At 32.9% G+C, this 25,256-nt stretch carries 22 protein-coding genes and 1 pseudogene; 21 read left to right on the top strand and 2 right to left on the bottom strand.

The annotated features are described in order from the left end of the window. Positions 1-9 precede the first annotated feature (9 nt). The gene (locus tag WC223_00325) at positions 10-1,302 is read right to left on the bottom strand and encodes a hypothetical protein (GenBank protein ID MFA6922673.1); all 1,293 of its coding nucleotides are present in this window, start codon (positions 1,300-1,302) and stop codon (positions 10-12) included. 420 nt (positions 1,303-1,722) lie between these two features. On the opposite strand from WC223_00325, the gene WC223_00320 reads away from it, so the two are divergent. The 7 genes from WC223_00320 to WC223_00290 all read left to right on the top strand — a co-directional run bounded on the left by WC223_00320 (position 1,723) and on the right by WC223_00290 (position 9,603). After that, complete coding sequence (locus WC223_00320) at positions 1,723-2,718, top strand: T9SS type A sorting domain-containing protein (protein MFA6922672.1); 996 nt, start codon at positions 1,723-1,725, stop codon at positions 2,716-2,718. Between the two features lie 94 nt (positions 2,719-2,812). Further along, positions 2,813-3,190, top strand: a complete 378-nt coding sequence (locus tag WC223_00315) for a GxxExxY protein (GenBank protein ID MFA6922671.1) — start codon at positions 2,813-2,815, stop codon at positions 3,188-3,190. A 116-nt stretch (positions 3,191-3,306) separates the two neighbouring features. Beyond that, positions 3,307-4,128 (top strand): hypothetical protein, encoded by an 822-nt coding sequence (locus WC223_00310; protein ID MFA6922670.1) that lies wholly within the window; start codon positions 3,307-3,309, stop codon positions 4,126-4,128. 63 nt (positions 4,129-4,191) lie between these two features. After that, positions 4,192-4,563 carry a GxxExxY protein gene (locus WC223_00305; GenBank protein ID MFA6922669.1) on the top strand — a complete coding sequence of 124 codons (372 nt, stop codon included), beginning with the start codon at positions 4,192-4,194 and terminating at the stop codon, positions 4,561-4,563. 54 nt (positions 4,564-4,617) lie between these two features. Next, a complete protein-coding gene (locus tag WC223_00300; protein ID MFA6922668.1) occupies positions 4,618-6,687 on the top strand; it encodes a helix-hairpin-helix domain-containing protein in 2,070 nt (689 codons plus the stop codon). A 275-nt stretch (positions 6,688-6,962) separates the two neighbouring features. Next, positions 6,963-8,570: a carboxyl transferase domain-containing protein gene (locus WC223_00295; GenBank protein ID MFA6922667.1), complete on the top strand. Its 1,608-nt coding sequence runs from the start codon at positions 6,963-6,965 to the stop codon at positions 8,568-8,570. A 244-nt stretch (positions 8,571-8,814) separates the two neighbouring features. Continuing rightward, positions 8,815-9,603, top strand: coding sequence for an enoyl-CoA hydratase-related protein (locus WC223_00290; protein MFA6922666.1), 789 nt, complete (start codon positions 8,815-8,817; stop codon positions 9,601-9,603). 46 nt (positions 9,604-9,649) lie between these two features. Here the strand turns inward: WC223_00290 and WC223_00285 are convergent. Beyond that, positions 9,650-10,819 (bottom strand): annotated as a pseudogene (locus tag WC223_00285) (IS4 family transposase). A 395-nt stretch (positions 10,820-11,214) separates the two neighbouring features. On the opposite strand from WC223_00285, the gene WC223_00280 reads away from it, so the two are divergent. The 14 genes from WC223_00280 (at position 11,215) to WC223_00215 (ending at position 25,255) form a co-directional block, all read left to right on the top strand. After that, on the top strand, positions 11,215-13,209 hold the full coding sequence (locus tag WC223_00280) for an acetyl-CoA carboxylase biotin carboxylase subunit (GenBank protein MFA6922665.1): 1,995 nt from the start codon (positions 11,215-11,217) through the stop codon (positions 13,207-13,209). A gap of 467 nt (positions 13,210-13,676) precedes the next feature. Next, positions 13,677-13,991, top strand: coding sequence for a nucleotidyltransferase domain-containing protein (locus tag WC223_00275; protein MFA6922664.1), 315 nt, complete (start codon positions 13,677-13,679; stop codon positions 13,989-13,991). Between the two features lie 253 nt (positions 13,992-14,244). Then, positions 14,245-15,291, top strand: coding sequence for a hydroxymethylglutaryl-CoA synthase (locus WC223_00270; protein MFA6922663.1), 1,047 nt, complete (start codon positions 14,245-14,247; stop codon positions 15,289-15,291). A gap of 12 nt (positions 15,292-15,303) precedes the next feature. Further along, entirely contained in the window at positions 15,304-16,461 is a 1,158-nt protein-coding gene (locus tag WC223_00265; GenBank protein ID MFA6922662.1) for a thiolase domain-containing protein, read from the top strand. After that, the gene (locus WC223_00260; protein MFA6922661.1) at positions 16,462-16,860 is read left to right on the top strand and encodes a Zn-ribbon domain-containing OB-fold protein; all 399 of its coding nucleotides are present in this window, start codon (positions 16,462-16,464) and stop codon (positions 16,858-16,860) included. Positions 16,861-16,961: 101 nt separating this feature from the next. After that, a complete protein-coding gene (locus WC223_00255; protein MFA6922660.1) occupies positions 16,962-18,107 on the top strand; it encodes an acyl-CoA dehydrogenase family protein in 1,146 nt (381 codons plus the stop codon). Positions 18,108-18,342: 235 nt separating this feature from the next. Continuing rightward, positions 18,343-19,680, top strand: coding sequence for a signal recognition particle protein (gene ffh, locus WC223_00250; protein ID MFA6922659.1), 1,338 nt, complete (start codon positions 18,343-18,345; stop codon positions 19,678-19,680). Positions 19,681-19,775: 95 nt separating this feature from the next. Further along, complete coding sequence (locus WC223_00245; GenBank protein MFA6922658.1) at positions 19,776-20,192, top strand: HEPN domain-containing protein; 417 nt, start codon at positions 19,776-19,778, stop codon at positions 20,190-20,192. Continuing rightward, the gene (locus WC223_00240) at positions 20,165-20,482 is read left to right on the top strand and encodes a nucleotidyltransferase domain-containing protein (protein ID MFA6922657.1); all 318 of its coding nucleotides are present in this window, start codon (positions 20,165-20,167) and stop codon (positions 20,480-20,482) included. The genes WC223_00245 and WC223_00240 overlap by 28 nt, the downstream gene beginning before the upstream one ends. 35 nt (positions 20,483-20,517) lie before the next feature. Beyond that, positions 20,518-21,387, top strand: a complete 870-nt coding sequence (gene folD, locus WC223_00235; protein ID MFA6922656.1) for a bifunctional methylenetetrahydrofolate dehydrogenase/methenyltetrahydrofolate cyclohydrolase FolD — start codon at positions 20,518-20,520, stop codon at positions 21,385-21,387. 223 nt (positions 21,388-21,610) lie between these two features. Then, on the top strand, positions 21,611-22,744 hold the full coding sequence (locus WC223_00230) for a DegT/DnrJ/EryC1/StrS family aminotransferase (GenBank protein MFA6922655.1): 1,134 nt from the start codon (positions 21,611-21,613) through the stop codon (positions 22,742-22,744). 30 nt (positions 22,745-22,774) lie between these two features. Then, positions 22,775-23,350: an acyltransferase gene (locus tag WC223_00225; protein MFA6922654.1), complete on the top strand. Its 576-nt coding sequence runs from the start codon at positions 22,775-22,777 to the stop codon at positions 23,348-23,350. An 88-nt stretch (positions 23,351-23,438) separates the two neighbouring features. Continuing rightward, positions 23,439-24,194, top strand: a complete 756-nt coding sequence (locus tag WC223_00220) for an FkbM family methyltransferase (GenBank protein MFA6922653.1) — start codon at positions 23,439-23,441, stop codon at positions 24,192-24,194. Positions 24,195-24,226: 32 nt separating this feature from the next. Beyond that, positions 24,227-25,255, top strand: coding sequence for a Gfo/Idh/MocA family oxidoreductase (locus tag WC223_00215; protein ID MFA6922652.1), 1,029 nt, complete (start codon positions 24,227-24,229; stop codon positions 25,253-25,255). Position 25,256: the final 1 nt, after the last annotated feature.

Here is a 25,256-nt window from a genome sequence, read left to right as displayed (position 1 = left end):
TCGTAAGTATTAAGTATTAAGTCGAAAAAAATGTTTTATGATTTTTTCTACTCTGGATACTAATGCAAAAGGAGTAAATGTTATAATTAATAATGGAAATATTGGAACATGCCATCTCGGGAGTCCGGAAAAAGGTATAGTGAATAAAATAAAGAACATTAGTAAAAATAACACTGCCATCTGAAATCTGTTTTTTCTTTCAATTTTAAATAATCCAAAAATTATTATTGATAATAATATGTAATGTATGATTATGTATAAAAGATGTTTATATGGAATATACCACTTGCCATTAAAATATTTTTTTGATAAAATTTTTGTGAACTGAAGACCTCTTGTTTTTGTAGTATCGGAAGTATATATGTCAAAATTACCGGGTAGCAGCCAATTTTTAGCAAATTTTACCGGGATAACGCCTAATTGCTGAAATGTGTTTTTTCTCCAAGCATCAATAGCGAGATTAAGATAAAAAGAATCTTGTTTAGGGCATGTATAGCACATCGGTTGAGATAGTATTTTTTTAAAGTCATCAATTTTATTTTTTGGAATAAAAATTTCTATGTGTTGAGCAAAAGGATGATGACTTCCGTCCATATTCTCGTTATTCCCGCCATAGATTACTTCACCTCCATTAAAAGCAGTGATTTTATAAACATTAAAAGTTTTATAATTCTTATAACCATTTAACATGAGAATAAATACTGGAATGCTTATAATTATTAAAATACGAATAATTAATTTATCTTTAATTTTTGGAAATATTAAGTACAATGCAGGAAAAATACAAACTACGCATTCCGGTCTGTTTATTACAATAAGTCCTATTAAAAAAGAAAGAAAAAACAAATTAAATAATGTTGCTTCGCGATTATACATTCTTAATGCTACCGAAAAAATGAGTAGTATTAAAGAAAATGCAAGAGATTCAGTAAGAAGATACCCGTTGAAAAAATGTATTTCGGGAATTAAGAAAATAATAACAACAAGTCCAAATAAATTTTTATTCAGATATTTTTCTAATTCTCCAATTAAAAATAAAGCAGATACGCAGAATATCAAAGTTTGTATAAATCCTATTAAAAAATGGTTGTATGAAATTATACTTCCAACTATCGCCAAAAAAAATGCATAAAAAGGATGTCCTGTACAATTTGTTACCGGGTCAAAAAAAATAAATTCACTGTATTGTTTTGCTAAATGCAAATAACTCAATGAATCGTTTGCCGGTGTATAATGATAAATTATTTGAGTAAAAGCTGTTAAAATACAATTTAAGATAATAAAAATATATTTATATTTCATTTTCATCATTAACAACTCTTAATAATTTAATATTTTGCAAGTAGTATTCTTTTGTTAGCAATTATTATTGTCTAATTTATTTGTTGGAATAAAACTTTCATTCAAGTGAAGTTTATTGAACGCAAATATATTTCTTTCACTTAATCAGTTATGATAATTTTCAACAAAAATAACTATTATAAAATTATGTTGCAAACTTATTTTTTGCAGTCGTGAAACTGTTATTCAATAATGAGAATAAAATTTATTTATTATTGAACCTCACATAATTTTTACAAATTCTAAAAATTTTACGGCAAATTCTAAAAACCTTCCATCTAATTCTAAATTGTGCTTTTATTTTAATTTTCCTACAAATATGTTTGTGCAAAAAATTTATTTGTATTCATTTTTATTATTAACCTTTAAAACAAAAAAATCATGAAACAACATTTTTTAATTTTCATTATGTTTGTTGCAACAGCAACAGTTACGAAAGCACAAACAAATCCGGTTCCTTTTGATTTAAGCACAGGAGATTATTCTTTAACCGAATGGGCAGGAGATTCACCTGCGGAAACGTATCCCAACAATATTATTTTTCACAGATTCAACACCGTGTCTCCCGATACAAATACAATAGCTGCGGGAGATTGGGTATGCGGATATAACTTAGCCAGCAGAGCAAGAATAATGGGTAAAGGCATTAATGGGTTTAGTTTTTTAAACACAAGCTCGGCTCAATATGATAATTGTTTATCTGGAAGCGCCTCATTAAATACTTATGTTGGAGAAGCAGTTCTCGCTTTAAATACGCTTAACCGCACCTCCATTCAGGTGGAATGGAAAGGAATAATGCATTCTGCATTCACTTATAGCACTGGTTCAACAGGACAAAACAGATTTTTCAGCATACAACTTCAATACCGAATAGGTGATACGGGAAATTTTCATTCTCTTTCGCAACCAAGTGTTTTTACAAGCGACTCCACATCCACTTCATACAAACACAAAGAGCATATTGATACTATTGGTCCTGTTTTATTGCCTGACACTTGCAATAACAAACCATTAATACAATTACGATGGCTCTACTATCAAAGTATTGCCGGCTATGGCAGCAGACCTGAACTTGGTGTTGATGATATTTTTATCACAAGCCAAAGCAATGCTTACACTGACATTAATAAAAATAATATTTCAAAAATTATAAATATAAACCCTAATCCATGTAATGGTGTTTTTGAAATTGCTTCCGAAGAAATTTTATCAAATATTATAATTTATGACATGATGGGAAAAATAATTTTTAATGCAACCAAATCCGATAATCATTTCTCTGTTGACATCAGCTCATTTCCAAAAGGAACATATTTTATTAAAATGAAATTCAAAAAAAACGAAGATAGAGTGGTGAAGCAAATAATATTAAAATAAAAAAATATCGAACATCGAATAATAAAAAATTAATTTAACCACAAAGTCGCACAAAGTAAATCACAAAGGCACACAAAGTAAAAAAATCAGAAATATGGATATAGAAGAAATTTTTAAAAAAGTATTGGATTGTTCTTTTCAGGTTCATTCAGCATTAGGTCCCGGTTTGCTTGAAAGTGCTTATGAAGAATGTATGTATTATGAACTTGCGCAATCAGGACTAAAAGTTGACAAACAGAAACCTTTACCACTCGTTTATAAAGAGGTTAAGCTCGAGACAGGATACAGGGTTGATTTATTTGTAGAAAACAGTGTGATAGTCGAAATAAAATCAGTTGATTCATTATGTGATATACACATGGCACAAATACTCACTTACTTAAAACTATCCGAATGTAAACTTGGATTGTTAGTAAATTTTAATGTAAGACATTTAAAAGACGGTATAAAGCGAATAATTTTTAATCCTTAGTGTGCCTTTGTGATTTACTTTGTGCGACTTTGCGGTAAAAAAAATTACCGCAAAGATGCGAAGCCGCGAAGAAAAAGAAATAATAATATAATCTAACTAATAAGCAAAATAATACAATGAGGTTATTTATTCTGAAAAATATTTTTTTATTTATTTTTCTTTTCTCAATCCATCAATCATTCGCTTATGACAATCATCCAATTGGTGCACGTTCCGCCGCATTAGGAATTTCTTCATTGAATTTTTCCGACATTTGGTCATCATTCAATAATCAGGCAGGATTATCTAAGATTAAAAATATTTCAGTTGGTTTTAGTTATGAAAACAGATTTTTTTTAAACAGCTTAAGTTCAAAATCTTTAGCATTTGCTTTACCAACAAAATCTGGTGTTTTCGCACTCGACTTTAATTATTTCGGATTTGAATTATTCAACGAAACAAAATTCGGTTTTGCATTCGGAAAATCATTCGGTGAAAATTTTTCGGCAGGAATTCAACTTGATTATTTATACACACACATCGCCGAAAACTATGGAAACAAGGGAATACTGACAGGTGAAGCCGGGTTGCAGGCAAAAGTTGCAAAAAAACTTTTTCTCGGTGTTCATATTTTTAATCCTTTCAGAGTAAAACTTGCAGATTACAACAATGAACGTGTGCCTGCAATAATGCGACTCGGCTTACTTTATAAAATTTCCGATAAAGTTCTACTTGCTGTCGAAACAGAAAAGGATATTGACTTCAAACCTCTTTTTAAAACCGGACTCGAATATCACATCGTAAAGCAAATATTCCTCAGAACAGGATTATCAACAAATCCCACAGAATATTGTTTTGGTTTTGGTTTGGAATTAAAAATTTTTAAAATTGATTTTGCAACAAAAACAAATTCTATTCTTGGCTGTACTCCTGTTATTTCAATGATTTATGATTTTTAAAAAAAATATAAAATTACACAGAGTTTCACAAAGTAAATACAGAGTTACACGGAGAAAAATAACATGGAAATTAATAAAATAACAGGAACAATTATTGGTTGTGCTATAGAAATACACAGGACATTGGGTCCAGGATTATTAGAATCTGCTTATGAAGAATGTTTATTTTTTGAATTACAAAAAGCAAGTTTGTATGTTGAAAGACAAAAACCGGTTCCCGTTGTTTATAAGGAAATAAAATTAGAATGCGGCTATAGGATAGATTTATTAGTTGAAAAAGTGGTGGTGGTTGAGTTAAAAACAGTAGATGTTTTTAATCCTGTGCACGAAGCTCAAATTCTGACTTACATGAAGTTCTCTAATAAACAAATTGGTCTTTTAATCAATTTTAATGTGACAATGCTAAAAAATGGAATCAAAAGATTTAAGAAATAGAAAACCCTCTGGCTCTCTGTGTTTGCTCTGTGAGACTCTGTGTAATATTTTTTTATGACATCATTTATTAAATATTGCCGCATAATATTTTTTTTATTTTTTATTTTTTCATTTTCTATTTGTTTTTCGCAGGAAAATGAAATTGAAAATAGAATTGAAAATATTGCCGAAAATTCCGAATCCGATTTGGATTATTCTACTCTTCTCGAAAATCTTGAATTTTTAAAAGAACACCCATTGAATATAAATACCGCTACAGAAGAAGAATTGAAAGAATTGTTCTTGCTTAATAGTTTGCAAATAAATAATCTCATAAATCATATCAAAACCAACGGCAAGCTTATTTCACTTTACGAACTTCAAAGCATTGACGGATTTGATAACGCAACAATAATAAAAATTCTTCCATACATAAAAATTGATTCCTGTTCTTTATTAAAACTTAATTTTAAAGACATTTTCAGTAAAGGCGAAAATGAATTTTTCTTTCGCTCTCAAAGAATTATTGAACAACAAAAAGGATTCAGTCCAGTAACTTATTCAGCATATAAAGAAAATCCAAACTCAAGATATTTGGGCAATCCGTTTCGTATATACTCTCGTTATTGCTATAAATATAATAATAAAATTAATTTTGGAATCACTGCTGAAAAAGATGCCGGTGAAGAATTTTTAAAAGGTTCTCAAAAAAACGGATTTGATTTTTATTCTGCTCATTTGTTTTTGAAAAATTATGGATTATTAAAAACTCTTGCTATTGGAGATTATCAAGCAGATTTTGGACAGGGACTTGTTTTGAATTCAGGATTCTCTGTGGGCAAATCTTCTGATGCAATAAATATAATAAATAATCCGGTTGGTATAAAATCATACACTGGCACTGACGAAAACAATTTCTTTCGGGGAATTGCCACAACATTGGAATATAAAAATTTTAAATTTTCCACATTATATTCCTGTAAAAAACGCGATGCGAACATAGTTGCTGTTGACAGTTCTGATTTTAAACCCGAAATAATTTCTTCACTTCAGCAAACAGGCTTGCATACTATACCAAATGAGTTTTTCGATAAAGATGCAGTTAAAGAAATTATTTGCGGAACAAATTTAACTTTTGAAAACAAAAAAATGTCAGTTGGAATAACAGCATTAAACTCATTACTCAGCGACTTTTTGCAAAAGACACCTCACCCATATAACCAATTTGAATTTAGTGGAAGAAACAATTTTATAATCGGAAGTGATTATAATTTTTCATTTAGAAATTTCATGTTTTCGGGTGAAATTGCAAGAAGCAAAAATGGTGGAGTTGCTTATCTTAATTCTGTAATCGTAGCTATTGACCGACAAATTTCATTTGCATTGCTCCAAAGAAATTATCAAAGAAACTTTCAGAATCTATACGGAAAATCATTTGGAGAAAACACCATGAAAGCAAATGAAAAAGGAATATACTCGGGAATAATTTTTAATCCGCTAAAAAATATTAACATATCGGCATATTATGATATTTTTTCTTTTCCATGGCTGAAATATCAGGTTGACGCACCATCACAAGGTTATGACTATTTCGTACAAATAGAATTTGTTCCTTCAAAAAAAGTTGATATGTATTTTTATTATAAAGAAAAAAGCAAAGCAACAAATGTTACGGACTATTACATTGACTATACCGAAAATTATCGTAAACAAAATTATAGATATAATATTTCATATCGAATCTCACCTTCGCTTTCATTAAAAAACAGATTAGAATATATTGTTTATAAAATTCAAAATCAAATTAAATACGGTTATCTTTTATCTCAGGACATTTCATACACATCTTTCAAAGGCCGGTATTCAGTATCATTCCGCTTCGCATTATTTGATGCCGATGATTATGATACAAGAATATATTCTTACGAAAACGATGTTCTTTATTCGTATTCACTGCCATCATATTTTTATAAAGGATACAGAACATACATAAATTTTTCATACAAAATAAACAGAAATTTTGAATTGTGGCTGAGATATGCACGAACAACATATTCAAATAAAAACATTATCGGAAGCGGCTTAACAGAAATTGATGGAAATACAAAATCGGAAATAAAAATACAGATGAGGATAAAATTTTAATAGAAGTAAAAAAAATCGTACATTAAATTTACTTAAAAGTGCTCTGTGTAACTCTGTGCATTCTTTGTGGTTTTCTGTGTAATTTTTTATTCTTTTGTTACACAGAGATTCACAGAAAATCCACAGAGAGTCACAGAGAAAAAAAATACTAAATTTTTACTTTTTAGACAGCCTCTTTTTATTAATTCTACTTTTTTAATCTTTCAAATTTTTAATTTAATGTTTTTTTTATATTTGCAGTAAATCCTATTTATTAAATCTAAAATTTACAAACCTTGTATAAATTAGAAACGAAAATCAACGTAAATTCTGAGGAATTTAAGAAAAACAAAGAAGCATTTTTAGCTATATTGAATAAATATAAAGAAACTCTCAGAGAAATAAAAAAGGGTGGCTCTGCGGATGCAGTGGAAAAACATAAAAAAAGAGGGAAATTGTTGGCAAGAGAACGTATTGACTTGCTTCTCGACCCAAACACACCCTTTCTTGAATTATCATCATTGGCATCGTATGGTATGTATGATAACCAGTTTCCATGCGCAGGTATTGTTACCGGAATAGGAGTAATACATGGAAAAGAAACGGTTATTGTTGCAAATGATGCTACAGTTAAAGGAGGAACTTATGTTAAAGAGTCCATTAAAAAGCATGTGCGTGCACAGGAAATTGCAATGGAAAATAATTTACCATGTGTTTATCTTGTGGATTCCGGTGGAGTGTTTCTTCCTGAACAAGCAAATGTTTTTCCCGACAAATATCATTTCGGAAGGTTTTTCTATAATCAGGCAAAGCTCTCTGCTATGGGCATTCCGCAGCTTTCAATAGTTATGGGTTCGTGTACGGCAGGAGGAGCTTATGTTCCGGCAATGAGTGATGAAACAATAATTGTAAAAAAACAGGGAACAATATTTATCGGCGGTCCGCCTTTGGTGAAGGCAGCAACAGGCGAAGAAGTTACTGCGGAAGAACTCGGCGGTGCCGATGTTCATACTTCTATTTCGGGAGTTTCCGATCATTTTGCCGAAAACGATTCACACGCAATTCAGATTTGCAGAAATATTTTCGAAACTCTCAGAGTAAAGGAAAAGCAGACGATAGAACTTTCCCCAATAGAAGAACCGGCATATCCCCCTGAAGAATTATACGGCATAGCACCCGTTGATTTTAAAAAGGCAATTGACTCAAGAGAAATAATAATGCGAATAGTTGACGGAAGCAGATTTCATGAATTCAAGGCACGATATGCCCCGACAATAGTTACAGGTTTTGCAAATATAATGGGGTTCCCTGTGGGAATAATTTCAAATAACGGTGTTTTATTTTCTGAAACATCATTGAAGGCAGCTCATTTCATAGAGTTATGCACGATAAGAAAAATACCATTACTATTTCTTCAGAATATTACCGGCTTTATAGTTGGCAAGGAATATGAAAGAGGAGGAATAGCAAGCGACGGAGCGAAGTTAGTACACGCAGTGGCAAATGCAAATGTTCCTAAGTTTACTGTAATATTTGGTGGTTCATTTGGTGCAGGCAATTACGCAATGGCAGGAAGAGCTTATGACCCGCGACTTCTATTTATGTGGCCCAATGCAAAAATTTCGGTTATGGGTGGCGAACAGGCAGCAGGAGTTTTAGTGCAGGTAAAGCAGGAACAACTTGCTGCAAAAGGAAAAACATTGCCAAAAGAAGAAGAGGCAGCATTAAGAAAAAGCATTCTCGAAAAATATGAAGCAGAAGGCTCGGCATATTTCAGCACTTCACGTTTGTGGGACGATGGAATAATAGACCCTGTGGATACAAGAAAAATTATTGCGATGGGAATTGCAATGTCGTTAAATCAAAAATTCCCTGAACATAGATATGGAGTGTTTAGAATGTAATTTTTTTATTCATTGTTTTATTGCTAAATTGTTGAATTGCTAAAACCATTTAGAAACTGTTAATAAATATGTTTTACATTAAATAAATATAGCATAATAAATCAAGTATAGTCCTTTGCGTTCTTTGTGAAATTTTCTTTGTGAACTTTGTGGTTATATTTTTTTACCACAAAGAACACAAAGCTCACAAAGTTTAATTTCTTACTTGCGGAATGGATTACAATACCAAAAATAAACACAACATATGAATAATTATAAGACAATAGAATTTGAAATTAACGACCGCGTTGGAACTCTGTGGTTGAATCGCCCCGATGTTCATAATGCTTTCAACGATGTGATGCTTGCTGAAATAGTTGATTGTATTGGAGCAATAAATGACAGCAATGATGTTGTATGTTTGATTATAAGAGGCAAAGGAAAATCATTTTGTGCAGGTGTGGATTTAAACTGGATGCGTGATGTTGCAAAAAACAGTTATGAGCAAAATTATAACGAGAGTTTGAACCTGGCAAAATGTTTTTACACAATTTACACTTGTAAAAAGCCTACTATTGCTATTATTCATGGAGTATCTCTCGGCGGCTCAAACGGAATTTTATCGGCTTGTGATTTTGCTTATTGTTCCGATGAAGCTACATTTTCGTTGAGTGAAGTAAAAATAGGAATTATTCCTGCGTGCATTGGTCCTTATGTTATTAAAAGAGTCGGCGAGTTTGGTGCAAGAGATTTAATGATTTCTGGAAAAAGAATAAAAGGAAAAGAAGCAGAATATTACCGGTTGGTGAATAAATCTCTTCCTCCTGAAAAGCTTGATGAGTACGTTAATTCAGCTGTTGAATTGCTGAAAACAAGTGGACCCGAAGCGATGACGCAATGTAAAAATTTAATTTTCAATATTTCAAATAATCTTACATTTGAGCAAGCACAGGAATATACAGCAAAAATGATAGCAGACATAAGAGCATCCGAAGAAGGACAGGAAGGAATGGCAGCATTTCTGGAAAAAAGAAAACCGAAATGGGTTGTTTAGTTTACAGTTCCCAGTTTATAGTTTTTAGCTCACTTGTATTGCGTTATTAGTTAAAGATATTCAATTGATTAGACGATAATATATTTTCATTGTTCTTTGACATGTTTGTAAACAGCTCTTTAATCGGCTCTTTTGTAAATGATGACACGCTTAAAATTTGTAACATTTCATACATCGATAATTTCACATTAAGTTGTTTTTTTATGTATGCTATAAGTATGTAGGAACAGACAGCAATCCAAACTTGCGTTTTTACCGCATTTGGCGAACGTCCCCAAAATACTTTTATTCTAAGATGTTGTTTTATCCATTAAAAAAATAATTCAACCTGCCATCTTTGTTTGTAAAGCATTGCAATTAATGTTGCTGATATTTCAAAATTATTTGTCAAGAACACCAATAGCAAATCATTTTCTTTATCGTAATATTTAATTCTTCGCAAATAAATCGGATAATCTAAAGCAGACTTCTTTGTCAGCAGCTTTATTGTTTGGTCGCATCTTAACCCTGTTGATTTATCAATCTTTTGCGATTTAATACAACGAAAGTTAAGGTTGTCTTTTGCTCTAACAACAAAGAAAGAGTTTGCCTTTGTGATTTTAAAAAGTCTTTCAAAGTCAACATATGCCTTATCCATAACATAAAAAGCGTCCTTTTCAAAAAGTAATTCATCCAGTGCGTTTATATCATGAACTTTCCCGTCTGTGATGTAAATAAATGTTGGCAAATTACCTCTTACATCAATAAGAGTATGAAGCTTTATTGCTGCTTTTGCTTTTCTGAACTTTGCCCAAATAAATGTACGTAAGCAAAGGTCTATCGTTGTTGAATCAAATGCGTAAACCGTATTTTCTAAATCAAGAGCAAAATCACTATTATCGTGATAAAGAGGACGAGTTATGCTAAGTAAATAATTAGCAAAATCAGCATAAATCCGCCAATCTCTGTTTTTATTTGCACGAGTTAATGTTGATATCGATACAACTTGCTTTATTCCCATGTGATAAACTGAATTATAATGGGCGTTTAAACAAGTTATAATATCATTGATACTTTCTCTGTGTGTCAATTGTCCAAATGTCATACATAGAAATTGACACCAACAATTAAAATCGCGTGTCTTATAATCTCCGTTGTAGCGTTCAACACATTTATCAAATTCATAGCGATTCACAAAATCCATTAATTGAGCGAAAACAAACTTACCTTTATGCATAAATATTTTTTGCAAATATTTATGTTTTGAAATCGTAAAATCAAAGAACGTTTTATAATATTAGTATTATTAGTACTTTTAGAATTTATTTATTTTTTAAACGCAATACGAGTGTTTTTAGCTTTGAAATTAATTTATTTATATAAAGTTGAAAATGTTTGTAGTTTGTGGTTTGTAGTTAATTATTGTTTGTTTATAAGTCAGTTTATTTGGAATAAACCCATTGGGTTTAAATGTTAATAGCCCCGTGCTTCAGCACGGGGTAAGTAAATGCCAACGTGTTCAGCGTCGCAAGAAGAAAATATTTAATTGCTAAAATGTATGGTGCGACGCAAAGCAGAAAGTTTTAAATAGGTACTAAATAAAGAAAAGCATAAAAATTAAACATAATTAAAATGAAATTATTCAATAAAATATTAATTGCAAACAGAGGCGAAATAGCTATCAGAGTTGCTAAATCAGCAAGAGCATTAGGAATAAAAACCGTGATGGTTTATTCCGAAGTTGAAGCAGACGCACTACATGTTAAATCGGGCGACGAATCATATTGTCTCGGAAGAGTTGAATTGCATGACACTTATCTTAACATTAAAAAAATTATTGATGTTGCTTTAAAATCCAAATGTGATGGTATACATCCGGGTTATGGGTTTCTTGCGGAGAATTCTCTTTTTGTAAAAGCGTGCGAAGATGCAGGAATTACTTTCATCGGACCTAATATAAAAGCGATGAAAATTATGGGAAATAAAATAGAGGCAAGGGAATTTGCAAAGAAAATCAAAATCCCGATGACGGAAGGTGTTACCGGTGATGCAGTTACATTGCTTAAAGCAGGAAAGACAATACCATATCCATTGCTTATTAAAGCAGCAGCAGGTGGTGGAGGAAAAGGAATGAGAATAGTATATAATGATAAAGAACTTGAAAATGCGATAGAATCAACAAGTCGCGAAGCAAAATCATATTTCGGCGATGGGGCGGTTTATATTGAAAAATTTATTGAAGAACCTCGTCATATTGAAATACAAATAATCGGTGATAACTTTGGAAATGTAGTTCATCTTTTTGAAAGAGAATGTTCCATTCAGAGAAGATACCAGAAAATCATAGAAGAATCTCCTTCACCAACATTGACTGATGCGGTGAGACAGAAGATGGGCGAAACAGCAGTGAAAATCGGAAAGGAAATTGGCTATAACAATGCGGGCACAATAGAATTTCTCGTTGACAAAAATCAGAATTATTATTTTCTTGAAATGAACACGCGCGTTCAGGTTGAGCATCCGGTTACGGAAATGGTTACCGGCATTGACATTGTGAGAGAACAAATATTAGTTGCTGCCGGAAATCCGCTTTCATTCAAACAGGAAGACATCAAACAAACCGGTCATGCAATAGAATGTCGTGTATATGCCGAAGACCCTGAAAATAATTTTATGCCTTCTCCCGGAAAAATGACATATTACAAAGAACCTTCAGGCGAAGGAGTGAGGATTGATACCGGTATTGAAAGTGCAACTGTTATTGAAAGTTTTTTTGACCCAATGCTCAGTAAGCTTATTGTTTGGGGTGTTGACAGGGAAAATGCCCGAAAAAAAATGCAATCAGCTCTTAAAGATTATATTGTTCATGGAATAAAAACAAATGTTTCATACCTTATTAACTTGCTTCAACACGATGCGTATATCAAAAACACAATATCTACAAAGTTTTGCGAAGAGTATAAAGATGAAATGCTTTCTTCATGCGAATTAAACAAAAACTGCATTCCGTCACATATTCCACTTATTTCTTATCTCATATACAGTTTAAATATAAAAGAGAAAACTCAGGAGAATATATGGAACACTATAGGATATTGGCGAGATGTAATGAAATTCGGAATTGATTTCGAAGGAAAGGAAATTACAGTATTCATTAACAGTGAAGAAAACAACAAATATGAATTTGAAATAGAAGGTAAAAAATATTTTGTTTTCGTCATAAGGATTATTGACGGGAAAATAGATACGGTTATTAACAATGATGTTTGTACAACTTATGTTTCCGTAGGTTCAAAAGGTGAAGCTCATATTTCCTGCGACGGTAATATTTTCAATGCGATACGTAAAGATGTTCTTGTAAAAGAAGATGTTTTTTCGGGAGCAAGCGGCGGACATGCCGAAGATACAAATCACATTTTTTCACCTATGCCCGGAAAAGTAATCAAACTTAATGTTAAGGATAAAGACAAAGTTAAAAAAGGAGAAATCATGCTTGTTGTGGAAGCAATGAAAATGGAAAACAATATTATTGCCCCAAAAGATGCTCAAATAGAAAAAATAAACACATCAGTAGGCGAAATGGTTGATAGCAGTAAACCTCTTATTATTTTTGAAGAAAGTAAATAGGTCATTAGTCATTACTTAAAATTTGTTTTTCATAATACTTGGTTGTATATTTGTTTTCACATAAAAATGAGTATCGCTTAAAGCATTTTCGGAAATATTATGATAAAAAAGGATTTTATAAAATACTGGATTGACACTTCTGAAAAGGATTGGGAAGTTTCGCAGGTGTTATTTAAACAAAAGAAATATTTATACAGTTTATTTTTTGCCCATTTACATATCGAAAAAATATGTAAAGCGCTTTGGGTAAAAATAATAAAGGCAATCATCCGCCCAAAATTCACAATCTTTTAATTATTCTTAATTCTGCCAATGTTGATTTAACAAAAGAACAAAAAAACTTTCTGGCTACTTTCAATGATTTTCAGCTTGAAAGCAAGATATCCTGATTACACATTAAAGATTTACAAAATTTGTACTCTGGATTTCACTCATGATATATTGAATAAAGTTAAAGATATTAAAAAATGTTTACTCAGCAAACTGCAATAAACACGGTTCAGTCATTTGCAAAAGAGGTTAAAAACTCCGGATTACATTTAAAAAAAGTGATACTGTTCGGTTCTTATGCAAAAAATAAACAACATCAATATTCTGATATTGATGTTGCCATGGTTGCCGATGAATTTGTTGGCATAGGTTTCAATGACATTCAATTATTCGTTAATACATTGACAAATTATATCTATATACAACCAAAAACTTATCCTACAGCTTATTTTAAAGCAGGCGACCCTTTTATCGCTGAAATAAAAAAATACGGCATTGAAATAAAAATATAATAGTTCCCCGAACAACTAAAAATAGCGTTTCTAGTATTAAAACAAATTAGTTTTGCAATTGATAATCGAATATTAAAACAGATTGTTGCAGAATTAATTTTTTTGATATGTTATTAGGTGCCCTAAAATAAAATCTGAATTTCAATTATTATTATTAAAATTATTTTTGAAAATTAATTTTTTAATTTTAATTTTACCAAATTGATTAAGAAATAAATTAACTTAAATAAATAAAAAACAAGGAGGTAAAATTATGGTAGGAATAGTGGGATATGGAACGCAAATTCCACGTTACAGGATAAAGGTAGAGGAAATAGCAAAAGTTTGGGGTGCCGATGCTCCGTCATACAAGCGGGGATTGAACCTAAACGAAAAATCTGTTCCTGCTCCTGACGAAGATTGTGCAACGCTTGCAGTTAATGCAGCGCAAAATGCAATTATAAGAGCCGGTATAAATCCTCAGGAACTTGGTGCTGTATACGTAGGAAGCGAATCTCATCCTTATGCAGTAAAACCAACCGGAACTATAGTTTCGGAAGCACTTGGGGCTTGTCCTTATGTGCACACGGCAGATTTTGAATTTGCCTGCAAAGCAGGAACAGAAGCAATGTTTGTTGCTCTGCATCTTGTAAAATCCGGTGTAGTGAAATATGCACTCGGTATCGGTGCCGACACATCACAGGGAGCTCCCGGTGATGCACTAGAATATTCTGCAGCAGCAGGTGCCGCAGCTTATGTTATGGGCGCTGATAAAATAGTTGCAGAACTGATAGACACACATTGTTATATGACCGACACTCCTGATTTTTGGCGTCGCGAGCATGCTCATTATCCTGAGCATGGCGGACGATTCACAGGTGAACCGTCATATATGAAACATGTTTCAGGTGCAGTGAATGCAATTTTGGAAAAAACAAAAATGAAACCCGAAGATTTCAATTACATGATATTTCACCAGCCGAATGGAAAATTTCCTGTGCAAATGGCGTTAAAGCTTGGTTTCAAAGAACCTCAATTCCGTCATGGACTTTTAACTCCAACACTCGGAAATACATATTCAGGTTCTTCTCCACTCGGATTAGCAGCCACGCTTGATGAAGCAAAACCAAACGAGCTTATTCTCATTGTTTCTTACGGTTCAGGTGCAGGCAGCGATGCTTTCATCTTTAAAACCACTGAAAGATTAAACGAAGTTCGTAACATGGTTCCGAAAGTAAGAAAACAATTAGATGAACATAAATTATATCTTGAATACGGTCAATATGCCAAATTCAGACGTAAAATACTTAAACCAGAATAGGAGGAAAAAGATATGAGAGATATAGCAATTATTGGTATTGGAATGACCAAATTCGGCGAACTCTGGGAAAAATCACTCAGAGATATCGCTGTTGAAGCTGCTTTAAACTGCTTGAGTGATGCAGGAACCGACAGGATTGATTCAATCACTATCGGCTGCATGTCGGGTGGTTTGTTTAACGGACAGGAACATCTGTCAAGTTTAATCCCTGACTATATGGGACGACTCGGAACACCTGCAGTACGTGTTGAATCTGCATGCGCTTCGGGAGGAATGGCTGTGCGTTCAGCATTCATGGAAGTGGCATCAGGAATGTCGGATTATGTTCTCGCTCTCGGCGTTGAAAAAATGAATGATGTTGACGGAAATCAGGCAACTCATGCACTTGCAACCGCTGCCGATGGAGATTATGAAGCATTTCACGGAATAAATTTTCCGGGCTTGTATGCATTAATGGCAAAAGCTCACATGGAAAAATACGGAACAACTAGAGACCAGCTTGCAGAAGTTGCAGTGAAAAATCATCGCAACGGTGCATTGAATCCTCATTCGCAATTTCCAATGGAAATTACAAAGGATACGGTTCTTAAATCAGCAATGGTAGCTGACCCTTTACGTTTGTTCGATTGCTCACCTGTTACGGATGGTGCAGCCGCTGTTCTCATCACAACGGTTGATGAAGCAAAGAAACTCGGCAAGCAACCATTAGTGGTGATTAGCGGAATAGGCGTAGCAACTGATACAATTCAGCTTTGTCAGCGAAGAGACATTCTGAAACTTGATGCTATTGAGTTAGCAGGACAACGTGCATTGAAGATGGCAGGCAAAACCATCAGAGATATTAACTTCGCTGAAGTGCATGATTGTTTTACAATAGCCGAATTAATGGTGATTGAAGCATTAGGAATAGTTGAACCCGGACAAAGCGGTCCCGCAACTGTTTCCGGATTAACATCGTTAACCGGTAAATTCCCGATAAATCCATCAGGCGGATTAAAATCAAAAGGACATCCTGTAGGCGCAACCGGTGTAGCACAAGTATGCGAAGCCGTATTACAATTGCGCGGTAAAGCAGGAAAGCGTCAAATTAAAAATGCCAAAACAGCCCTGACGCAAAACATGGGAGGTTCCGGCGGTAGTTGTGTAATTCATATATTGGAGGCAAAATAAATGGAAGTAGCAAGACATTGGCGTGAAACGCCCGAAAGATACAGAATGGAAGGAGTGAAATGCTCCAAATGCGGGAAAGTTCTATTCCCTGCAAGAATCATCTGTCCCGACTGTAAATCCCGGGAGTTTACAAAATACAAACTCTCAGGAAAAGGGAAACTCTTTACTCATACTATTATAAGAACAGCACCTGAGGGCTTTAGTGACCTTGCTCCGTACGCTGTTGGAATAGTTGAACTTGATGACGGAACAAAAATACTGGCACAAATTACCGATTGCAATCCTGAAGAACTGAAAACAGGAGATAAGCTTATTGCCAAGTTCCGCCGCATGAACGAAGACGGAAAAACAGGTATGATAATGTATGCCTATAAATTTGTTCCTGATGTAGGAATATAATTTTTTCTGAAAATAAACTCTGACAGGTTTTGAAAAAAAAACCTGTCAGGTTTATTATATTTTTTCCTTTTTATTTATGAAATTATTAAATATTTTAAAATATGTATATTTTAAAAGAAGAACATAATCTTATCAGAGAAAGCGTAAGAGATTTTGCTGAACGTGAAATTAAACCTCTGGCAAGGGAACTTGACGACAATCAAAAATTCTCTGTCGAACTCACAAAAAAAATGGGAGAAATCGGTTTGTTTGGTATGATTGTTTCACAGGAATACGGCGGACAGGGATTAGATTATCTTTCATACATAATTGCAGTTGAAGAGTTGGCAAGAGTTGACAGTTCCCAGGCAGTAACTGTTGCAGCAGGCAATTCCCTCGGCATGAATCCGATTTATTACTTCGGAAATGAAAAACACAAGAAAAAATATTTACCCAAACTTTGTTCAGGTCAACACTTGTTCGGATTTGGTCTTACCGAACCTAATGCAGGTTCCGATTCAAGGGGAACAAAAACCATTGCCAAACTCGAAGATGGCAAATGGACTATCAATGGTTCTAAAATTTTTATTACAAATGCATCATCCGAAATAACACTTGGCTCTATTGTTCAGGTTGTAAGCGGCACTGATAAAAAAGGAGAAAAAGAATTTTCTGTAATTATTGTTGAAAACGGAACTCCTGGTTTTACTGCTAAAGTTATGCACGATAAAATGATGTGGAGAGCTTCAAATACTGCTGAATTGTATTTCGACGATTGCAAAGTTCCCGAAGAAAACCTCCTTGGTGAAAGGGGGCAGGGTTCCAAAATCATGCTCAGCACACTCGATTGCGGAAGATTGGCTATTGGTGCCATGGGACTTGGATTAGCACAGGGAGCGTTTGAACTCGCATTGCAATATTCAAAAGAAAGAGTTCAATTCGGAAAGCCCATTTGCAAGCAGCAGGCAGTTGCATTCAAACTTGCCGACATGGCAATGAAAGTGGAATTAGCAAGAAATCTACTTTACAAAGCATGCTGGCTGAGAGATAATAATAAGCCATTCGCAATGGAAGCAGCAATGTCAAAACTTTATTGCTCTGAAATTGCAAAAGAAGTTGCCGATGAAGCCGTTCAAATCCACGGTGGATACGGCTTGATGAAAGATTACGATATCGAACGTTTCTATCGCGACCAGCGTCTTTTACAAATTGGTGAAGGTACATCCGAAATACAAAGATTAGTTATAGCAAGATACCTGGGATGCTAAACAATAGCCACTATTCATTGGTCATTAATAAAAAACTTCGAAATTCGACATTCTGTATTCGATGTTCGATATTTTTTTTGTAAATTCATAAATTTTAATCATAGCACCTCTTAATCATATCTCGTAATTCTTAAATCTTTTAATCTTCCAATTTTTAAATTCTCAATTCTAAAATTTATTTTTTAGCTTTCACTTTATTTTATAATTTTACAGAATATTTTAAATATTTTCAAATATGTTCGATAATTTAAGTGACAAGCTTGACAGGGCTTTTAAAATTTTAAAAGGGCAAGGGAAAATCACCGAAATAAATATTGCCGAAACGCTGAAAGAAGTCCGAAAAGCATTGATTGATGCGGATGTTAATTATAAAATTGCAAAAACTTTTACCGAAGAAGTTAAGGAAAAGGCATTAGGACAGAATGTTCTCACAGCAGTTTCGCCCGGGCAATTGATGATTAAAATTGTTCATGATGAACTTGTATCATTGATGGGCAGTGAAAAAACCGATATCAATATTAAAGGAACGCCTGCCATAATTTTAATTGCAGGATTGCAGGGTTCGGGAAAAACTACATTTTCGGCAAAACTTGCAAATTACCTGAAATCAAAAAAAGGAAAAACTGTTTTGCTTGCTGCCTGCGACGTTTATCGTCCGGCAGCCATTGAGCAGTTAAAAGTTTTAGGCGAACAGATTGATGTTGAAGTTTTTTCTAAAGATGAAAGCAAAGACCCTGTCGGAATTGCAAAAGCAGCGGTTTCTCATGCAAAGGAATTCGGAATAAGCACTGTAATTGTTGATACTGCTGGTCGTTTGGCTATTGATGAAGAAATGATGAATGAAATTGCAGCTCTTAAAAGAGCTTTGAATCCACATGAAATATTATTTGTTGTTGACGCAATGACAGGTCAGGATGCTGTTAATACCGCAAAGGCATTTAACGACAAACTCGATTACGACGGAGTTGTTTTGACAAAATTGGATGGCGATACAAGAGGCGGTGCCGCACTCACAATAAAAAGCATTGTGAATAAACCTGTAAAATTTGTAAGTACAGGTGAAAAGGTTGATGCAATAGATATTTTCTATCCCGAACGCATGGCAGACAGAATACTCGGCATGGGCGATATTGTATCACTTGTTGAGCGGGCACAGGAACAGTATGATGTTGAGGAAGCACAAAAACTTCAGAAGAAAATTGCAAAAAATCAATTTAATCTTGATGACTTTTATGCACAACTTCAGCAAATAAAAAAAATGGGAAATGTAAAAGACCTTGCAGGTATGATTCCCGGAATGAGTAAAATGATGAAAGATGTTGACATTGGAGATAATGCTTTTAAAGGTATTGAAGCAATTATTTGTTCTATGACAAAAGAAGAAAGAAAAAATCCTGATGTTTTAAACGGAACCCGGAGAAAAAGGATTGCCGATGGCAGCGGAACAAACATTCAGGAAGTAAACAAACTAATTAAGCAATTTGAGGATACGCGCAAAATGATGCGATTGATGACAAATCCGAAAAATGCAATGAGAATGATGAGGAATATGCAGCAAATGGGAGGAAGATAGAAGTTAGATGCCGGAAATTGAACTGCTGAATTGTTAAGTTATTATTGGTTGTTAGAAATAAAAAAATGATTAATTTTGTTTAAATAAAATAGTTTGTGAATACAAATAAAAATAAGGTAATAAATATAGAAGTGATTGCAAAAGCATGGGAAAATATGTCCGATTCGGATTATGGAACAATGCTTGATTTGTATAATGCTAAACGTTATAGCTGGAGTTTATTTGTCGGGCATTTAGTAATTGAAAAATTATTAAAAGCATGTTATGTAAGAAATAGCGAAACTCATCCTCCACTAATTCATGATTTGCTTAAATTAGCATTAAAGTCAGAAATTAATTTGAATGAAAAACAAAAATTGATTTTAGATACAATAACGACATTTAATATTAATGCCCGATACGATGATTATAAACAAACTTTTTATAAAAAATGCACACAAGTATTTACTAAAAAATGGATAAATAATATAACAGAACTACGACAATGGATAAAAGAAAAGCAATTGAAATAGCTGCAGAATATTTAAGTTTTTTAGTACACGAAAAAAAAATAGCAATAAACAAAGCATATTTGTTCGGCTCTTATGCTAAAAATAAATTTAATGATGATAGTGATATTGACCTTGCAATTATAATGCCTGATGTAAAAGATGTAATTGACTTTCAGATTCAGCTAATGATACTTCGCCGCAAGTTTTCAATTGATATCGAACCGCACCCTATAAACGAATCTGACTTTAATATTTCAAATCCTCTTGCTTTTGAAATTCTTAAAACAGGAATTAAAATCAAATATAAATAAAAAGTAATACAGTAAAATAGTTGATATTAAAAATCATGAAGTTACTTGATGGAAAAAAAACTTCCGATGAAATTAAAGCCGAAATAGTTAAGGAAGTTTTAAAAATGAAAAATGACGGGAAAAAATTGCCTCATCTTGCAGCAGTTTTTGTTGGCGAAGACCCGGCAAGCAAAATTTATGTTGACAGTAAAATAAAGGATTGCCACGAAGTTGGCTTTGATTCCTCAATATATAAATATCCTGAAACAATTTCGGAAAAAGAACTTTTACAAACAATAGATTTTCTAAATAAAGATAATGAAATTGACGGCATTCTTGTTCAATTGCCTCTTCCAGAAAATATTTCTGTTGAAAAAATAATTAACTCCATTAATCCCGAAAAAGATGTTGATGGATTTCATCCGATTAATATCGGGAAAATGGTAGCGGGAACTCCCAAATTCCTTCCTGCTACACCATTCGGAATAATAAAACTTTTGGAAAAATATAAAATTGAAACTTCAGGAAAAAACTGTGTTGTAATAGGAAGAAGCAATATAGTCGGAACTCCATTAAGTATCATGCTTTCGAGAAATACAAGTTTCGGAAACTGCACTGTAACTCTTTGCCACAGCAAAACTAAAAACATAAAAGAAATTTGTAAAACAGCCGATATTATTATTGCAGCAATCGGAAAACCACATTTCGTTACTGCCGATATGGTGAAAGATGGAGCGATAGTTATTGATGTAGGCACAAACAGAATTGAATCGGAAGAAACCAAATCGGGAACAAAATTAGTTGGTGATGTTAAATTTGATGAAGTTTCGGGAAAATGCAGTTTTATAACGCCCGTTCCAGGTGGAGTGGGTCCCATGACAAGAGCTGCTCTTCTTTTAAATACACTTGAAGCAGCAAGAAAATAACATTAATTTTCAGCAAAACTGAGCTAATTCCAAAATTTTCTTGAAGCATTAAATACATCATTGTATATTTAATTATATCTATCATAAGTTAATTCACATCTTTAGTAATTCACATAAAATTTGCAGGCAATAAATTCCTGTTGATTTTGTTATTATATCAAATTTATGTAGGTTTGCACAAATTTGAAAAAGCAGTTATTGAAGTAAAAAAAATGCAATTAAAATGAAAAAAATTCAAATGGTTGACTTGCGAAGTCAATACGAAAAAATTAAAGACGAAATAAATACTTCCATTCAGAATGTGATAGATTCGACTGCTTTTATTAATGGTGCTGAAGTGAAATTATTCCAGAACGCTCTGGAAAAATATCTGAATGTAAAAAACGTTATTCCGTGTGCCAATGGTACTGATGCACTTCAGGTTTCAATGATGGCACTTGACTTGAAACCCGGTGATGAGGTTATTACCACTTCTTTTACTTTTATTGCAACCGCCGAAGTTATTGCTTTACTAAAGTTAACTCCTGTTTTGGTTGATGTTGAACCCGATACTTTTAACATTGCTTCCGAAGCAATTGAAAAAGCAATTACTCCGAAAACTAAAGCAATTGTGCCTGTTCATTTGTTCGGACAATGTGTAAATATGGATGCGATATGTGAAGTTGCAAGAAAAAATAACTTATATGTCATTGAAGATACCTGTCAGGCAATTGGAGCAGAATATATTTTCAAAAACGGAACAAAGAAAAAAGCAGGAACAATAGGCAATTTAGGATGTGTTTCTTTTTTTCCGTCAAAAAATTTAGGTTGCTATGGCGATGGAGGTGCTGTTTTTACTGACGATGATGAACTTGCAAAAAAACTTCGTTCAATAGTTAATCATGGAATGACTGTGAGATATTATCATGATGCTGTTGGAGTAAATTCACGGCTCGACAGTATTCAGGCGGCTGTTTTAAGGGTTAAATTAAAATACCTTGATGAATATGCAAAAGCAAGAATTGTTGCAGCAGATTATTATGACAGGGCATTTGCAAATAATCCAAAATTGAAAATTCCAGTACGTTATAAAAATTCAACTCATGTTTTTCATCAATATACATTGCTAACAAAAGATATTGACCGTGCAAAACTTCAGGAATATTTGCAGTCAAAAGAAATTCCGGCAATGATTTATTATCCTGTGCCTCTTCACTTGCAGAAAGCGTATAGCGATAAACGTTATAAAAATGGTGATTTTCCTGTTACCGAAGATTTATGCAAAAGAGTAATTTCTTTACCTATGCACACAGAACTTGACAATGAACAATTAGAATATATTACAAAAAACATATTAGAATTTGTAAATAAAAATTAAGAAGATAGAATCTTTAAAAAGTTTATAGAAATGGGAAAAGATTATTTTGCACATGAAACAGCAGTAATTGACAAAAATTGCAAAATCGGAAAAGGAACTAAAATATGGCATTTTACACATATAATGTCGGATTGTGTTATTGGCGAAAAATGCAGTTTCGGTCAAAATGTTGTTGTTTCACCCCAAGTGATTTTAGGAAACAATGTAAAAGTTCAAAATAATGTTTCGATTTATACGGGTGTTGTTTGCGAGGATGATGTTTTTCTGGGACCATCAATGGTTTTCACAAATATTATTAATCCGAGAAGCGCAATCATTCGCAAAGACCAATACGCTAAAACACTTGTAAAAAAAGGAGCAAGCATTGGAGCAAATGCAACAATTGTTTGCGGAAATAATATTGGCGAATTTGCTTTTATAGGAGCCGGAGCAGTTGTTACAAAGGATATTCCGGCTTATGCTCTTGTTGTTGGAAATCCAGCAAAGCAAATCGGATGGCTCAGTGAATTTGGACATCGTTTGAATTTTAATAATGAAGGAATTGCTGTTTGTCCTGAAAGTAAAGAGAAATATAAATTAGAAAATGCTAAAGTAAAAAAGCTCTGAATATAATAATTTCGGGAGCTTTCAAGATTCAAAGAAGAAAGGCGGATTTTAAAAGCGAACATAATATTAATTTTCAAATTAAAAAGCAGTGCATTTAAAAAATCAGATAAAAAAAATTATTAATGTGTTTGGATTTGCCTTGATTCAAAAAAAACATTATGATGCATTGACTAACTTTAACCAATTATCTTTTTTGGATAATAATTACATTTTCAATAATTATTTCAATAAAAAAGATTCCATTCTTTGTTTTGATATTGGAGCTAATATAGGTCAAACAGCGTTAAAATTTAATAAAAAATTTCAGAATTCGTGCATATACTGTTTTGAACCAATAAAGAATACTTTTGAAAAACTTGTTTGCAATGTTCAAAATTGTGATAATATTAAAACTTACAATTTCGCATTTGGTTCCGAAGAAGGAGAAATTAAAGTTTTCCATCAATCAGATGACCGTTGGAATTCCTTGAATGAAAGGGCAAACACTACACAAAAAAATAATCTGACTTTAACTTCCGAAATTGTTAAAGTTGAAAAAGTTGATACCTTTGTTACAAAAAATAATATTTCTGAAATAAATATATTGAAAACTGACACTGAAGGTTTTGAACTTAACGTATTAAAAGGAGCTAAAGAATGTTTAGAAATAAAAAAAATCGATTTCATATATGTTGAGGTGGGATTTGATATTAATGACGTTTCTCATACACACTGGTTGGAAGTTTTTAATTTTCTTGAAAAATATGAATATTTGTTTTTAGGTTTTTTTGAATTATGTTATAATCGTAATAAAAGTTTGCATTATGCAAATGCATTATTTGCAAGTAACTCAGCTCTTAATTGATATAATTTATATTTTAAATTAAAAATTTAAAAATGAATTCACAAAACCAAAAAATAAAATTTGCAGTAATCGGATGTGGATTTATTGGGAAACGGCATGCAGAAATGATTTGCAGAAATTCCGAATCCGAACTCGCTGCTTTATGTGATATAAAGCCAAAAGAAGAACTTGGCATCGAAAGTTACAATGTTCCTTTTTTAAAAAATATTGACGAATTGTTTTCATCAAAGATTGAATTTGATGTTTTGAATGTATGCACTCCCAATGGCTATCACGCCGAACATTCAATAAAAGCACTTGAGCAAAACAAGCATGTTGTTTGTGAAAAACCCATGGCTCTTACAAAAGCCGATTGCGAAACAGTAATTCATAAATCATTGCAAGCACATAAATATGTTTTTAATGTCATGCAAAACCGCTATTCGCCGCCTTCTGTATGGATTAAGGAAATTGTTGGCAATAAAATTCTCGGAGATATTTATTTTGTTCAGATTAACTGTTACTGGAATAGGGATGAAAGATATTACAAAAAGAGCAATTGGAAAGGAACGCAGAAATTTGATGGAGGAACACTTTTTACACAGTTCTCACATTTTGTAGATATCATGTATTGGCTCTTCGGTGATATTAATGATATTCAGGCAAAATTTCAGAATTTTAATCATGAAAATTTAACTGAATTTGAAGATTCCGGTACCATTAATTTTAATTTTCTCGGTGGAGGAATATGTTGTTTTAACTATTCCACAGCGGTATGGGACAAAAATATGGAAAGCAGTTTGACAATTATCGGAAGCAACGGAAGTGTTAAAATCGGCGGTCAGTACATGAACGAAGTTGAATATTGCAACATTAAAAATTATCAAATGCCTGTATTACCTCCTTCAAATCCAGCAAATGATTACGGACATTATAAAGGTTCTGCTGCTAATCATCATTATATAATAGAAAACGTCGTAGATACTTTAAAAGGAAGAACCACTGCAACAACAAACGCAATGGAGGGTTTAAAAGTAGTTGAAATCATTGAACGTATTTATTCATTAAAAAATAAATTATAAT

This window comes from Bacteroidales bacterium, assembly GCA_041671145.1.
Lineage (GTDB): Bacteria > Bacteroidota > Bacteroidia > Bacteroidales > JAHJDW01 > JAQUPB01.
This window is presented reverse-complemented; position numbering and strand designations above follow the sequence as displayed.

Excerpts from the sequence above, each read along its gene's own strand:
- WC223_00325 (MFA6922673.1), bottom strand. The coding sequence starts at position 1,302 with ATGAAATATAAATATATTTTTATTATCTTAAATTGTATTTTAACAGCT.
- WC223_00315 (MFA6922671.1), top strand. The coding sequence starts at position 2,813 with ATGGATATAGAAGAAATTTTTAAAAAAGTATTGGATTGTTCTTTTCAG.
- WC223_00320 (MFA6922672.1), top strand. The coding sequence starts at position 1,723 with ATGAAACAACATTTTTTAATTTTCATTATGTTTGTTGCAACAGCAACA.
- WC223_00310 (MFA6922670.1), top strand. The coding sequence starts at position 3,307 with ATGAGGTTATTTATTCTGAAAAATATTTTTTTATTTATTTTTCTTTTC.
- ffh (MFA6922659.1), top strand. The coding sequence starts at position 18,343 with ATGTTCGATAATTTAAGTGACAAGCTTGACAGGGCTTTTAAAATTTTA.
- WC223_00240 (MFA6922657.1), top strand. The coding sequence starts at position 20,165 with ATGGATAAAAGAAAAGCAATTGAAATAGCTGCAGAATATTTAAGTTTT.
- WC223_00225 (MFA6922654.1), top strand. The coding sequence starts at position 22,775 with ATGGGAAAAGATTATTTTGCACATGAAACAGCAGTAATTGACAAAAAT.
- WC223_00300 (MFA6922668.1), top strand. The coding sequence starts at position 4,618 with ATGACATCATTTATTAAATATTGCCGCATAATATTTTTTTTATTTTTT.
- WC223_00230 (MFA6922655.1), top strand. The coding sequence starts at position 21,611 with ATGAAAAAAATTCAAATGGTTGACTTGCGAAGTCAATACGAAAAAATT.
- WC223_00215 (MFA6922652.1), top strand. The coding sequence starts at position 24,227 with ATGAATTCACAAAACCAAAAAATAAAATTTGCAGTAATCGGATGTGGA.
- WC223_00280 (MFA6922665.1), top strand. The coding sequence starts at position 11,215 with ATGAAATTATTCAATAAAATATTAATTGCAAACAGAGGCGAAATAGCT.
- WC223_00265 (MFA6922662.1), top strand. The coding sequence starts at position 15,304 with ATGAGAGATATAGCAATTATTGGTATTGGAATGACCAAATTCGGCGAA.
- WC223_00275 (MFA6922664.1), top strand. The coding sequence starts at position 13,677 with ATGTTTACTCAGCAAACTGCAATAAACACGGTTCAGTCATTTGCAAAA.
- WC223_00260 (MFA6922661.1), top strand. The coding sequence starts at position 16,462 with ATGGAAGTAGCAAGACATTGGCGTGAAACGCCCGAAAGATACAGAATG.
- WC223_00270 (MFA6922663.1), top strand. The coding sequence starts at position 14,245 with ATGGTAGGAATAGTGGGATATGGAACGCAAATTCCACGTTACAGGATA.
- WC223_00305 (MFA6922669.1), top strand. The coding sequence starts at position 4,192 with ATGGAAATTAATAAAATAACAGGAACAATTATTGGTTGTGCTATAGAA.
- folD (MFA6922656.1), top strand. The coding sequence starts at position 20,518 with ATGAAGTTACTTGATGGAAAAAAAACTTCCGATGAAATTAAAGCCGAA.
- WC223_00255 (MFA6922660.1), top strand. The coding sequence starts at position 16,962 with ATGTATATTTTAAAAGAAGAACATAATCTTATCAGAGAAAGCGTAAGA.
- WC223_00290 (MFA6922666.1), top strand. The coding sequence starts at position 8,815 with ATGAATAATTATAAGACAATAGAATTTGAAATTAACGACCGCGTTGGA.